Source organism: Streptomyces sp. NPDC042102, from assembly GCF_055582305.1.
The window spans coordinates 202,953-215,540 of the sequence record NZ_JBVJDL010000005.1; the positions used below are offsets into that span (position 1 = coordinate 202,953).

The window sequence follows — 12,588 nt, forward strand, 5'->3', positions numbered from 1 at the left end:
CCGGGAGGCACCCGCACGGGCACGGTGAGACTACCTGGTCATCGGGTCAGTGCCAGTCGGCGGAAACGGCGTAGCCGCTCGCTTCGGCCATCTGGGCGTCGTAGTCGCCCGGCTCGTCGAGGTCCTCGGGGAGCAGGCTCCAGACGATCAGGTCGGTACGGGTGTCGGTCCAGCCGCCGTCGGCCGTCTGGGTGCGCACTATCCACGCGTTGCGCAGGACGCCCTCGCTGATGCAGCCGATCTTCTGGGCGACCTGCTGGCTGGCGGTGTTGTCGGCGGCGGTGCGCAGTTCGAGGCGTTCGAAGCGCTGGTCGTGGAAGAGCCACTGGGCGACGGCGAGGACGGACTCGCTGGCGTAGCCCTCGCCGCGGGCCCAGGGGGCCGTGACGTAGCCGACCTCCGTGCTGCGGGTGCGCCAGTTGGTGTGCTGGAGGTGGACCACGCCGACGAGGCGCTGGGTGAGGAACTCGGTGACGGCGAAGACGATGCCGCGGCCCTCGGTGCGCTCGGCGTGGGCGTGGCGGGTGGCCCAGCCGTGGGCGTCGGCGTGGGTGTAGGGGTGCGGTACGCCGGTCCAGGCGGTGATGAGCTCGTCGTTCATCATCTCGGTGAGCGCCGTGACGTCGCCTTCCTCGAAGGGGCGCAGCACCAGCCGGTCCGTGCTGATGGAGACGTCCGGGAAGGTGGTTGTCATGCGCTGCTCCATGCCTCAAGACCGTGGTGCGGGACCGTTCGTGCGGGGCGCCGGGGTGCGGGGCCCCAGGGGGTCAGCATGCAGCATGGGCCCCGTGATGTGCATGGCTGGGCCCCGCACCCCCGGTGCCGGGGTTGCGGGGCCGGATGCCGCGGGTCAGGACTGGGGGGTGCCGAAGGCCGGGATGACCGAGCCCTGGTACTTGTCCTGGATGAACTTCTTGACCTCGTCGGAGTTCAGGAGCTTGGCGAGCTTCTTGATCCGCGGGTCGTCCTGGCTGCCTTCCTTGACGGCGAGGAAGTTGGCGTACGGGTTGCCCTCGGCCTTCTCCAGGGCGAGCGCGTCCTGGGCGGGCTTGAGGTTGGCCTCCAGGGCGTAGTTGCCGTTGATGACGGCGGCGTCCACGTCGTTCAGGGCGCGCGGGACCGTGGCGGCCTCCAGCTCCTTGAACTCCAGGCCCTTCTTGTCGGTGATGTCGGACAGCTTGGCGTTGGTGCCGACACCTTCCTTGAGGGTGATCAGGTTGTTGGCGGCGAGCAGCTGGAGCGCGCGGCCCTCGTTGGTGGTGTCGTTGGGGACGGCGATGGTCTGGCCGGCCTTGATGTCACCGAGGGACTTGACCTTCTTGGAGTAGAGGCCGAGGGGCTCCAGGTGGACGTTGACCACCGGGACGATGGTGGTGCCGTTCTTCTTGTTGAAGTCGTCCAGGTACGGCTTGTGCTGGAAGTAGTTCGCGCCGACGCTGCCCTGCTGGGTGGCGGTGTTCGGCAGGACGTAGTCCGTGAACTCCTTCACCTCCAGGTTCAGGCCCTCCTTGGCCGCCAGGTTGTCCTTGACGTAGTTCAGGATGTCGGCGTGCGGGCTCGGGGAGGCGGCGACGACCAGCGGCTTGTTCTCGTCGGCCTTGCCGCCGCCGGAGCCGGCGGCGGCCGGGTCCGAGGAGCTGCCGCAGGCGGTCACGCCCAGGGCGAGCGCGGTGGTGAGGGCGGCGATGCCGGTGAGCTTGATGTTCTTACGCACGAAGAGTGCCTTTCATTGCGGTGCGAGGACGGGGATCGCCTCGCGTGTGGTGCGCCCGAGCACGACAAGTGCGGGCTTGTGGGGAGGAGGTTCTGCGGGGGTCAGGCGGTCCGGCCGCGGCGGGCGAGCAGGCGGACCACGACGTCGCCGAGGAGCTGGATCACGGTGACGATGAGGACCAGGACGACCACGGTGGCGATCATGAAGCCGGTCTCGAAGCGCTGGTAGCCGTAGGTGATGGCCTTGGAGCCGAGGCCCTCGCCGCCGACCGCGCCCGCCATGGCGGAGTAGCCGATCAGGGTGATCACGGTGGTGGTGACGCCGGCGACCAGGGAGGGCAGGGCCTGCGGGAGGTACACCTTCCACACCAGGGTGGGGATGCCGCCGCCCATCGACTCGACGGCCTCGACCAGGCCGTGGTCGACCTCGCGCACGGCGGTCTCGACGAGCCGGGCGAAGAAGGGGATGGCGCCGATGGCGAGCGGGACGATCATGGCGGTGGGGCCGATGAAGGTCCCCACGATCGCGGTGGTGACCGGGATCAGGAAGATCAGCAGGATGATGAACGGCAGCGAGCGGCCGATGTTCACGATCACGCCGACGACCTTGTTGACGGGACGATTCTGCAGCAGGCCGCCGGTGTCGGTGAGGACCAGCAGCAGGCCCAGCGGGAGGCCGCCGAGGACGGTGACCACGGTGGACCACAGCACCATGTAGAGGGTGTCGTACGTGCCCTGGGTGAGCAGGGGCTGCATGTCGGACCAGGTCACTGCGCACCATCCTTGATGAGCTCGGCGGCGGCGACGACCTCCGCCGCGTCGTCCACGATGTCGACCTGCAGGCCCTGCTCGCGCAGGAACCCGACGGGGACGACGTTGTCCTCGTAGCGGCCGGGCAGCTCGATGCGCATCCGGCCGATCTGCTTGCCGCCGACGGTGTCCATCGCGGCGCCGAGGATCGAGATGTCGATGTTGTACGTGCGCGCGAGCTGCGAGATGACGGGCTGGGTGGCCGCGTCGCCGTGGAAGGTCACGTCGATGACGGTCGCGTCCGGGCCGGTGGCGGCGCCGCTGACGGGGAAGAGCTCGCCGGCGAGCTCGGAGCCGGGGGTGGCCAGCAGCTCGGAGACGGTCCCGGACTCCACGACGCGGCCCTTCTTCATCAGGGCGGCGGAGTCGCAGACGCTCTTGACGACGTCCATCTCGTGCGTGATCAGCAGGACCGTCAGGCCGAGCTGGCGGTTGAGGTCGCGCAGCAGCTGCAGGATCGAGCGGGTGGTCTCGGGGTCCAGGGCGCTGGTGGCCTCGTCGGAGAGGAGCACCTTGGGGTCGCCGGCCAGGGCGCGGGCGATGCCGACGCGCTGCTTCTGGCCGCCGGAGAGCTGGCCGGGGTAGGCCTTGGCCTTGTCGGCCAGGCCCACGAGGTCGAGGAGTTCGGCGGCCTTGCGCGAGCGCTCGCGGCCGGAGACGCCGAGGATCTCCAGGGGCAGCTCGATGTTGGCCTGCACGGTGCGCGAGGACAGCAGGTTGAAGTGCTGGAAGACCATGCCGATCCGGCTGCGGGCCTCGCGCAGCTCCTTGCCGGCGCGGCGGCCGCGGCCGGCGAGGGCGGTGAGGTCGACGCCGTCGACGGTCACGGTGCCGGTGGTGGGACGTTCCAGCAGGTTGACGCAGCGGATGAGGGAGGACTTGCCGGCGCCGCTCTGGCCGATGACGCCGAAGACCTCCCCTTCGCGGACGTGGAGATCGACGCCGTCCAGGGCGGTGACCTCGCGGCCACGGGACTGGTAGACCTTCGTGAGGCCCGATGTGGTGATCACAGGAATTCCGTCGCTGTCGAGTGCGCGGCGCTGCGGTGCCGGGCACGGGGCAATCATCTGGGGACGCGGGCCGCTTTACGGGGATATTTCCGTCGGCGGCGCATGCGCGGGGCAGGAGCGTTCCGTGGTCGGACAGGGGTCGGACACGGGGCTCGGCCGGTCTCGCTTCGGGGCGCGAGGCGTGCGGAAAGGGGCCCTCAGAAGGCGCACATTCGACACATACAACGAGCACCGGGCGTCATCATCGCCTCGGTCGCAAGGGTGCGGTTGCTCGTCGTGGTCATGGGCCCCAGTAAAGCAGACGGATCACCTCACCGATCAACGATGTCCGGTATGCGGACAGATTCCGCCCGCATACCGGACACCCCCGGCCCGTCGACGCCCCGCGTCCCGGCCCCGGTCCGGCCCCGGGTCGACCACCGTGACCTGCGCGGACACCGCGTGCGCGCCGGAATCACAGCGTCCGCGCGTGAGGGCCGCGGCCGGGCTCGCTGTGGTCAAGACCACGGTCCGCGCACCGGCCGCGCCGCCGGCGACGGCCGGTCCGGCCGCCCGGGGGGCCGAGGGGCGGGCGCATCGGGTCGTACGGCCCGTAATACCCTCGCTGCATGCTCGACGCCCTGACGGTCGCCATCGGCGCGGCCGCCCTCGCCCTCGCCGCCTGGTGCGGCCACGCCGCGTACCGTGACCAGCCGACGAAGGACTGGCACTTCATCGGCATGGCCGTGGTGACCGTGCTGGTGCTGGCGCAGCTGGCGATCGGGCTGTTCCTGCTCGCGCGCGGGGAGAAGGCCCACGAGGGCACGGTGATCTTCGTGGCCTACCTGGTCGGCGCCTTCGCCACGATCCCGGCGGCGGGTCTGCTCTCGCTGTCCGAGCGGACCAAGTGGGGCTCGGTGACGGTGTCGGCCGGCGCGGTCGTGCTCGCGGTCCTCGAAGTACGGCTCTTCGACATCTGGAGTGGTGGCACCGGTGCCTGACGCTGACACGACGACCGGCGCGACGGGTGCCACGGCCACCGGCCGCAGGCGGCTGGTCTCCGGGCCCGGGCTGCTGCTGGTGTGGCTGTACGGGGTGATGGTGGTGGGCGCGGTCTCCCGGTCCGCCTACCAGATCTCCACCGAGTTCGACCGGGCGCCGCTCGCGTACGGCCTGTCCGGCGCGGCCGCCCTGGTGTACGCGTTCATCACGTACTCGCTGGTGCGCGGCGGCGAGCGGGCCCGCAGGGCGGCGCTGCTGTGCTGCGCCGCCGAGCTGGCCGGCGTCCTGATCGTGGGCACCTGGACCCTGGTGCGCCCGGAGGCCTTCCCCGACGCGACCGTGTGGTCGGACTTCGGGATGGGCTACCTGTTCATCCCGGTGATCCTGCCGGTCACCGGGATGCTCTGGCTGCGCAGGCGCTGAGACGTCGGGGTCGGGCGCCGGGCTTCAGGCGTCAGGCGTCAGGCGTCAGGCGCTGACGGCGTAGTCGGTGGCTTCCTTCTCCAGGATCACCAGCTCGACGCCGTCGGAGGCGGTGCGGCCGCCGACCGCCACGTAGCCGGCCTTGCGGTACAGGCGCAGGTTCGACTCGCTCTTGCGGCCGGTGTGCAGCCGGAAGCGGGCGGCCTCGGCACCCTCGGCGAGGGCCTCCTCGACGGCGCGCAGCAGACGCGCGCCCAGGCCGTGGCCCTGCATGCGCGGGTGGACGCACAGCTTGGCGATGCTGGCGGTGCCCTCTTCGTCGATGCGGCCGCGCACGGCGCCGACCACCTCGTCACCGAGCCGGGCCACCAGCACGGTGTCCGACGCGAGCTCCTTCTTGAGGGAGTCCAGGGACTGGGTCAGGGGCTGGATGCGGTAGTTGCCGTAGAGCTCGGCCTCGCTCTGGAAGGCCAGGTACTGCAGTTTGAAGATCTGCTCCGCGTCCTCGGCAGCCGCCGCCGAAATGGTCACGCTCATGCCCATGTGCGCATGCCTCCCGCTCACCTGGTAGCCCGATGGTCTACCGCTCCTTTCCCCACAGGCCAGGAGCCGCAACCTCTGCAGCCAGCATTCTGCGCAGACATCCCAGGCAACGGGAACGTACGGGTCCCAAACTTCCTTGTGAGATACCCAACTCTCCTGCGATTTCACGGTAAGTCAGGTCACGGGGCGAAAGAAACGCGCCTATGAGCTCCGGACAGCGTCCGGGCAATCGGGCGACCGCCGATCGGAGGGCGAGCGTCTCCTCCCGGCCGAGCAGCTCCTCGTCGGGGGCGGCGGCGCGGGGGGCGGGCAGTGCGCCGTACGGGATTTCACGGCGGGCGCGGCGGCGGGCGGGCCGGGCCTCGGCGCGCACGGCGCGGCGCAGCCAGCGTGCCGGTTCGGCGGGGGCGGTGGCGGGGCCGCGCTCCAGCAGCCTGACCCAGACGGCTTGTTCGAGGTCGGCCGGGTCGACGCCGGTACCGGGGGCCTCGGCGGCCGCCTCCGCGGACAGCAGGGGGCCGAGTTCCTTGAGCAGGTCCATGCCGGGCGGGACGCGAAGGCCGCGGCCGGTGGTTTCCCCACCGGCCGCGGCCCACTCGTACGGGGTGGTGCGCCTAGCGGTTGACGGGGCGGCGGCCGGGGCGGAAGTCCTCGGCTGCCAGCAGGGCGGTGTCCGGGTTGTCGGTGAAGATGCCGTCGATGCCCTGGTCGAAGTAGGCCCGCAGGGCGCCGAAGACGTCGCCGTACGCGGCCGGGTCGGTGCCCTTGCGGAACTCCGCCGGCAGGAAGCTGTTCTCGTTGCGCGCGGTGTAGGGGTGCAGGACGAGGCCGCGCGCGTGGGCGTCGCGCACCAGCGTGGTCGGGGTGCCGAGCCTGCCGTCGGGGGTGCGCGGGATGACGAGGTTCAGGGTGGGGCCGATGCCCTGGGCGAAGCCGGCGATCCACTGGAGGCCCTCGGGCTTGACCAGGTCCGCGACGGTGCGCGGGTCCTTGGCGAGCTCGAAGTCCCACGGGCGGGTGCCCGCGTCGGAGAGCAGGACGACGCGGGGCGAGGAGACCAGCCGGGCCAGCCGCTGGATGCTGGAGGGTTCGAAGGACTGCAGGAAGACGGCCGAGGTGCGGCGGTCGCGGCCGTACCGGCGCAGCAGCTTGGCCAGCGGCTCCTCCAGGCCCAGGCCCAGGGCGCGGAAGTAGCTGGGGTGCTTGGTCTCGACGTGCAGCCAGACCGGCCGGCCGCGCCGCTTGCCCTCCCGGTCGGCCCAGCGCAGCACCTCTTCGAAGGTGGGCACGGCCCACCGGCCGTCGTAGAGGGTGCCGCGCTGGCGGACGGCGGGGATGCGTTCCTTCGCGCGCAGCGTCTTGAGCTCGGCGAGGGTGAAGTCCTCGGTGAACCAGCCGGTGACGGAGACACCGTCGATGGACTTGGTGGTGCGGCGGGAGGCGAACTCCGGGTGGTCGGCGACGTCCGTGGTGCCGCCGATCTCGTTCTCGTGACGACACACCAGGTGCCCGTCCCGGGTGGGGACGAGGTCCTGCTCGACGACGTCGGCGCCGAGGTCGAGGGCCAGTTGGTAGGAGCCGAGCGTGTGCTCGGGCCGGTAGCCGCTGGCCCCGCGGTGGCCGATGACCGTGGGGTACGGCAGGTCCCGGTAGCCGCCGTGGCCGCCCGTGTACGGGCCCGCCTCGGCCGTCCCGGCGGCCGAGGCCGTTCCGGCGGCTTCGGCCGTTCCCGCGCCCAGGCCCATGGCGGTGCCGCCCGCGGCGAACACCGCCGCTCCCAGTACCGTGCGTCGCGCTGCCCCGCCCTGCGTCATGAGTGGCGTCTCCCCGTCATCGGTCGTACATGGGTGCGCAGGAACGTGCGTACGTGTACCCGCACGTGCGTGCGCCGATCGGCGCAGCGATGGTAGGCGGCGGGGTGTGTCGGGCGGGCCAGCGGCGGCGGAACATGGCGGAAACGTGTGTCAACACGACGTATCCATCACGTGAACCCGATGTGCGATCAGTCGCGGCGCGCGAGTATCGTCCTCTACCTGCACCGCCCCAGTGCCGTGCGAACCCGCTTGTCGACGCCGGAGGGCCCACGTTGTTCCGTACCGCGCTCATCAAAGCCACTGTCGGACCGGTCATGCGCATGATGTTCCGCACCCGGGTGGAGGGCATCGAGCACATTCCGGGCACGGGTCCGGTGATCCTCGCGGGCAACCACCTCACGTTCATCGACTCGATGATCCTCCCGCTGGTGTGCGACCGGACGGTGCACTTCATCGGCAAGGACGAGTACGTGACCGGCAAGGGGCTCAAGGGCCGGGCGATGGCCTGGTTCTTCACCGGCTCCGGCATGATCCCGGTCGACCGGGACGGCGCGAACGGCGGAGTCGCGGCGCTGATGACCGGCCGCCGGGTGCTGGAGGAGGGCAAGATCTTCGGTATCTACCCCGAGGGCACCCGCTCCCCCGACGGCCGCCTCTACCGCGGCCGCACCGGCATCGCCCGCCTGACGCTGATGACCGGCGCGCCGGTGGTCCCGTTCGCGATGATCGGCACCGACAAGCTGCAGCCGGGCGGCAAGGGCATGCCGCGCCCGGGCCGGGTGACCGTCCGGTTCGGCGAGGCGATGGAGTTCTCCCGGTACGAGGGCATGGACCGCGACCGCTACGTGCTGCGCGCGGTGACGGACTCGGTGATGGCCGAGGTCATGCGCCTGTCGGGCCAGGAGTACGTCGACATGTACGCCACCAAGGCCAAGGCCGCCTGACCCTCCCCCCTCCGGGGCCCCGGGCCCCGGGCCCCGGGGCTACTGGCGGCGCAGGGAGCGGCTGACGCCTGCTGCCGTGGTCGTGGCCAGGATCCAGCCGGTGATGATCAGCAGGTAGGACAGCCACTGGAGCCAGCCGCTCGGCGCGAACGCCGCTTCCTGGCCGAAGCCGATGATCGGCAGCAGCAGGTCGATGGTGTAGAAGAGCGGGTTGAAGTCGGGCGCCTCGCCCGCCTTGAGCGGGCGCGGCGGGTGCAGGGCGAACGCGATCGCGCCGGTGACCAGCAGACCCACGAGCCAGAGCGCCGCGCGCGAGGGGCGGAAGCCGTAGCCGACGGTGGCGTCCTGGAGCAGGCCCCACAGCCGGGCGTGCCGGGGCCGGGTGCGCCGGTGCCGGCGGAGCTTGGCGAGCTGGACGGTACGGGCGGCCTCCTCGTCGCCGACGTCCCGGTAGGCGGCGGCCAGCTGCTCGTACGAGGAGGGCAGGTAGCCGTCCTCCTCCCGCTCCAGCATCGGCAGCCGCTCCTCCGCGGGCAGGTGCGGGTGCAGCACCCGGTAGCCGAGCCCGTCCAGGCGTACCTCGGGTGGCCAGACGGCCGGCTCGGCCCACAGCAGGTCGAACTGGCTGCGGCGCAGGTTGACGATGCCCTCGACGGGGGCGGCCTTGCGCAGCCAGAACTCGCCGACGACGCAGCTGCTGGCGCGCAGCGCGACGGCCCCGGGGGCGCTCAGGCGGGCCCGGCCGAGGAAGAGCTGGCCGGGGATGCGGGCCCCGGTGAGGTTGACCATGCCCTCGGCGTGCAGCCGGTTGCCGCGCAGGTCGGTGCCGACGGACAGGGTCTCGGCGTGCAGGGCGATGCCGCCGGGGTTGATCAGCCGCGCGCGGTCGAGGTTGATCTGGCCGGCGACGGTGGCTCCGTTGATGCGGAACTGACCGTGGACGGTGAGGTCGCCGGCGATGATGTCGGTGCCTATCTCGGCGTGGTTGAGCTGGAGTGGCGGCTCGTCGGCCTCGTCGGGCAGGCTCCCGGTCCGGATGACCGCCCCCTGGAGGAAGAGGCCGCCGGTGATCCGCGCGCCGGCCAGCCGGACGGGGCCGTTGAGGGTGCAGCAGGACAGCCGCAGGACGATGTCCACCCGGACGTTGGCGGCGGTCAGGCCGGGCAGCGTGGAGTCGGCGAGGACGACGGCGCGCAGCTGGGCGCCGTACAGCAGGGGTTTGCGTTCGAACCAGCACGAGCGCAGCCGGACGGGATGGTCCACGACGGCGTACTTGAGGTCGAGCTTGCCGGTGATCCTGGCTCCGTAGAGCTTGAGGCCGGCGACCCGGCCGTCCTCGGTGGGACCGCCGACCAGCAGGGCCCGCAGCACCTCCGCGCGCACGGTCCGCTCGGGTCCCCAGGAGGCGCCGTCTCCGGAGGGCTCCTCGGGGCCCGTCCGGAAGTCGACGCCCTCGCCGCGCGGGAAGGCGTCCCGGACGCGGCGCTCCGCCGGGGTCAGGTCGGTGATCTCCATCGCCGGAAGGGTGCCGCGCCCGTGATCACACTGTCAACCCGGGTCGCGGCGACCCTGCCTGGCGGAGCGTCAGTGTTCGATGCCGTCCTGGAGCCGCTGGCCGCGCAGCAGGAACCAGGCGGCCACGGCGGTGGCCAGCAGGACGGCCGCGCCGACGCCGGCGGCGAGCCGCAGGCCGTCCACGAAGGCGTCCTGGGCGGCGGCGACCATGCCGTGCGCGGTCGCCGGGTCCAGGGCGCGCGAGGCCTCGACGGCGCCGCCGAGCGACTCGTGGGCCGCGTCGGCGACCTCGGCGGGGACCCCGGCGGGAGCCGTGAACTTCTGGTAGGCGCCGGTGACGATGGAGCCGAGCAGGGCGATGCCGAGGGCCGCGCCGAGTTCGTACGCCGTCTCGGAGACGGCGGAGGCCGAACCGGCCTGCTCCTTGGGGACGCTGGAGAGGATCACGTCGGCGGTGACGGTGAAGGAGAAGCCGGCGCCGAGGCCGACGACGAGCAGGGCCGCGCCGAGCAGCGGGTAGCCGGTCTCCCGGTGCACCAGGGTGATCACGCCGAGCGCGAGCCCGATGGCGCCGAGGCCGCCGGCCACGATGGAGCGTACGGAGTACCTGCGGGCGTAGCGGCCGGCGACCAGACCGGTGACCACCGCGCCGATCGCGGCGGGCAGTTCGGCCAGGCCCGCCTCCAGGGGGTCGCGGCCCTGGACGAGCTGGAGGAACTGGGAGAGGAAGAAGACCAGTCCGGACAGGCCGAAGACGGTGAGCAGGTCGGCGAGGACCGCGCCCGAGAAGCCCCGGTGCCTGAACAGCCGCATGTCGAGCAGCGGCGCGCTCAGGGCGAACTGGCGGCGGACGAAGGCGTACAGGCAGGCGGCGCCGAGGACGGCGGCGACCCAGACCTCCGTGGTCGGCCCGTGCGTGGCGACCTCCTTGACGGCGTAGACGACACCGATGATGCCGACGAGGGAGAGCGCGACGCTGAGCAGGTCCCAGGGCCCGGTGACCGGGTTCTTCGACTCGGGCAGCAGCTTGCTGCCGACGAGGACCAGGACGGCCATCACGGGCAGGTTGATGAGGAAGACCGAGCCCCACCAGAAGTGCTGGAGCAGCGCTCCGCCGAGGACGGGGCCGACGGCCGCGCCGGCCGAGGCGGTGGCGCCCCAGATACCGATGGCGAGGCTGCGCTCCTTGGGGTCGTGGAAGATGTTGCGGATCAGCGCGAGGGTGGAGGGCATCAGCGTCGCACCGGCCACACCGAGCAGGGCGCGGGCGACGATCATCATCTCGGGGCTGGTGGCGTAGGCGTTGAGCACGGAGACGGCGCCGAAGGCGGTGGCACCGGTCAGCAGCAGCTTCTTGCGGCCTATCCGGTCACCGAGCGAGCCCATGGAGACGAGCAGGCCGGCGATGACGAAGGAGTAGATGTCGCCGATCCACAGCAGCTGACTGCCGGTCGGCTTGAGGTCCTCGCTGAGCGACGGGGTGGCCAGACCGAGTACGGTGGCGTCCACCGCGACCAGCAGGACGGCCAGGACCAGGACCGAGAGCGCGAGCCAGCGCCCCTTGCTCCTGATCGCCTCCGTCCCCTTCCCCTGGGTCAGCTGTTCGGTACGGGTCATTTCTCCACACTCCGTCGGGCGCCACCGAGCAGCAGCTCGATGATCATGTACTGGAAGTCCTTGGCGGCGACGCGGCCGTCCATCACGGCCCAGGCACAGCTGCCGATGAGGCCGTAGAGGGCCTCGGTGAGCCAGGTGGCGCTGAGGTCGATCCGGATGTCGCCCTGCTCCTGGCCGCGTTTGAAGACGGCGCTGACGCGGGCGTCGAGCCGGGCCCAGCCCTCGTTGACCTGGTCGCCCTCGAAGAGCTGGTTCTCGGTGACGAGGAAGGCCAGCAGCTGGGCGTTGGGCTCGGACTCGGCGACCAGCCGGCGCAGCGCGTCGACGGCGCCGTCCTCGTCGAGGCGGGCCCGCTCGAGCGCCGCCTCGAACTCCCGGATGCCGAGGTCCTCCAGGGCGCGTACGAGCGCGTCGCGCCCGGCGAAGTGCCGGTGGAGGGTCGCCCGGCCGATTCCGGCGGCTTTGGCGACCTCGTCCATCGTGGCGGTCGACTTGCGGGAGAGGAGGGCGGCGGCAGCGCGCAGCACCTGGTCGCGATCCATGGCCATGAGACAACGATACACCAAATGAGACACGAATGTCTCACTCGCGCGCATCCGACAGCCAAAACGAGCTGCCCGACGGGCAGCCGGAAAGGAATCCTGGACCCATGAAGACGCTGCAGACGCTGCAGACGCCGAAGCTGCCGAAGCCACCGAAGCCGCTGCTGCTCATCGACGTCGACGGCCCGCTGAACCCCTACGCCGCACAGCCCCAGCGCCGCCCGGAGGGCTACACCACCCACCGCATGCGCCCGACCGGCTGGACCGACGGCAAGCCGTTGCGGGTGTGGCTCAACCCGGGCCACGGCACGCGGCTGCTCGCGCTGGCGCGGACGTACGAGCTGGTGTGGGCGACCACCTGGAAGGACGAGGCCAACGACTGGATAGGCCCGCACCTGGGGCTGCCCCGGCTGCCGTACATCGACTGGCCGGTGATGCACGGGCGGGCGCCGCGCGGCACGTTCTGGAAGACGCAGTACATCCTGGAGTACGCCGCCGGCCGGCCCTTCGCGTGGATCGACGACGACATCACGGCGATGGACCGCGAGTACGTCGAGCAGCTCCACCCCGCGCACGCGCTGCTGCGGTACGTCGACGAGCGGATCGGGCTGACCGGGCAGGACTTCGACGCCCTGGCCCGCTGGGGCCAGGCCCTCTGACGACGCGCGGAAGGGGC

14 protein-coding genes are annotated in these 12,588 nt (G+C 71.6%); 4 read left to right on the forward strand and 10 right to left on the reverse strand.

Annotated features, from left to right (window positions below; translation table 11 throughout):
* Positions 1–46: 46 nt before the first annotated feature.
* The 4 genes from ACZ6KO_RS23070 to ACZ6KO_RS23085 all read right to left on the reverse strand — a co-directional run bounded on the left by ACZ6KO_RS23070 (position 47) and on the right by ACZ6KO_RS23085 (position 3,533).
* A complete protein-coding gene (locus ACZ6KO_RS23070) occupies positions 47–694 on the reverse strand; it encodes a GNAT family N-acetyltransferase (RefSeq protein WP_469305884.1) in 648 nt (215 codons plus the stop codon).
* Positions 695–850: 156 nt separating this feature from the next.
* Entirely contained in the window at positions 851–1,714 is an 864-nt protein-coding gene (locus tag ACZ6KO_RS23075; protein WP_469305885.1) for a MetQ/NlpA family ABC transporter substrate-binding protein, read from the reverse strand.
* Positions 1,715–1,815: 101 nt separating this feature from the next.
* The gene (locus ACZ6KO_RS23080; protein WP_469305886.1) at positions 1,816–2,484 is read right to left on the reverse strand and encodes a methionine ABC transporter permease; all 669 of its coding nucleotides are present in this window, start codon (positions 2,482–2,484) and stop codon (positions 1,816–1,818) included.
* Positions 2,481–3,533 (reverse strand): methionine ABC transporter ATP-binding protein, encoded by a 1,053-nt coding sequence (locus tag ACZ6KO_RS23085; protein ID WP_469305887.1) that lies wholly within the window; start codon positions 3,531–3,533, stop codon positions 2,481–2,483. The genes ACZ6KO_RS23080 and ACZ6KO_RS23085 overlap by 4 nt, the downstream gene beginning before the upstream one ends.
* 608 nt (positions 3,534–4,141) lie before the next feature.
* On the opposite strand from ACZ6KO_RS23085, the gene ACZ6KO_RS23090 reads away from it, so the two are divergent.
* Together ACZ6KO_RS23090 and ACZ6KO_RS23095 are read left to right on the forward strand one after the other, a co-directional pair.
* Entirely contained in the window at positions 4,142–4,513 is a 372-nt protein-coding gene (locus ACZ6KO_RS23090; protein WP_469305888.1) for a hypothetical protein, read from the forward strand.
* Entirely contained in the window at positions 4,506–4,937 is a 432-nt protein-coding gene (locus ACZ6KO_RS23095) for a hypothetical protein (RefSeq protein WP_469305889.1), read from the forward strand. Before ACZ6KO_RS23090 ends, ACZ6KO_RS23095 begins: the two co-directional genes overlap by 8 nt.
* Positions 4,938–4,982: 45 nt before the next feature.
* Here the strand turns inward: ACZ6KO_RS23095 and ACZ6KO_RS23100 are convergent, their stop codons facing one another.
* The 3 genes from ACZ6KO_RS23100 to ACZ6KO_RS23110 all read right to left on the reverse strand — a co-directional run bounded on the left by ACZ6KO_RS23100 (position 4,983) and on the right by ACZ6KO_RS23110 (position 7,294).
* Complete coding sequence (locus ACZ6KO_RS23100; RefSeq protein WP_469305890.1) at positions 4,983–5,480, reverse strand: GNAT family N-acetyltransferase; 498 nt, start codon at positions 5,478–5,480, stop codon at positions 4,983–4,985.
* 37 nt (positions 5,481–5,517) lie between these two features.
* A complete protein-coding gene (locus tag ACZ6KO_RS23105; protein ID WP_401449132.1) occupies positions 5,518–6,021 on the reverse strand; it encodes a sigma-70 RNA polymerase sigma factor region 4 domain-containing protein in 504 nt (167 codons plus the stop codon).
* Positions 6,022–6,094: 73 nt separating this feature from the next.
* Positions 6,095–7,294 carry a glycerophosphodiester phosphodiesterase gene (locus ACZ6KO_RS23110; RefSeq protein WP_469305891.1) on the reverse strand — a complete coding sequence of 400 codons (1,200 nt, stop codon included), beginning with the start codon at positions 7,292–7,294 and terminating at the stop codon, positions 6,095–6,097.
* Positions 7,295–7,608: 314 nt separating this feature from the next.
* Here ACZ6KO_RS23110 and ACZ6KO_RS23115 point away from each other — a divergent pair, with 314 nt between their 5' ends.
* Positions 7,609–8,238 carry a lysophospholipid acyltransferase family protein gene (locus ACZ6KO_RS23115; RefSeq protein WP_469305892.1) on the forward strand — a complete coding sequence of 210 codons (630 nt, stop codon included), beginning with the start codon at positions 7,609–7,611 and terminating at the stop codon, positions 8,236–8,238.
* 39 nt (positions 8,239–8,277) lie between these two features.
* Here the strand turns inward: ACZ6KO_RS23115 and ACZ6KO_RS23120 are convergent, their stop codons facing one another.
* The 3 genes from ACZ6KO_RS23120 to ACZ6KO_RS23130 all read right to left on the reverse strand — a co-directional run bounded on the left by ACZ6KO_RS23120 (position 8,278) and on the right by ACZ6KO_RS23130 (position 11,918).
* Positions 8,278–9,753 (reverse strand): bactofilin family protein, encoded by a 1,476-nt coding sequence (locus tag ACZ6KO_RS23120; RefSeq protein ID WP_469305893.1) that lies wholly within the window; start codon positions 9,751–9,753, stop codon positions 8,278–8,280.
* A 69-nt stretch (positions 9,754–9,822) separates the two neighbouring features.
* Positions 9,823–11,370 (reverse strand): MFS transporter, encoded by a 1,548-nt coding sequence (locus tag ACZ6KO_RS23125; protein ID WP_469305894.1) that lies wholly within the window; start codon positions 11,368–11,370, stop codon positions 9,823–9,825.
* The gene (locus tag ACZ6KO_RS23130; protein ID WP_469305895.1) at positions 11,367–11,918 is read right to left on the reverse strand and encodes a TetR/AcrR family transcriptional regulator; all 552 of its coding nucleotides are present in this window, start codon (positions 11,916–11,918) and stop codon (positions 11,367–11,369) included. The genes ACZ6KO_RS23125 and ACZ6KO_RS23130 overlap by 4 nt, the downstream gene beginning before the upstream one ends.
* A 101-nt stretch (positions 11,919–12,019) precedes the next feature.
* On the opposite strand from ACZ6KO_RS23130, the gene ACZ6KO_RS23135 reads away from it, so the two are divergent.
* Positions 12,020–12,571: an HAD domain-containing protein gene (locus ACZ6KO_RS23135; RefSeq protein WP_469305896.1), complete on the forward strand. Its 552-nt coding sequence runs from the start codon at positions 12,020–12,022 to the stop codon at positions 12,569–12,571.
* The last annotated feature ends 17 nt before the right edge of the window (positions 12,572–12,588 follow it).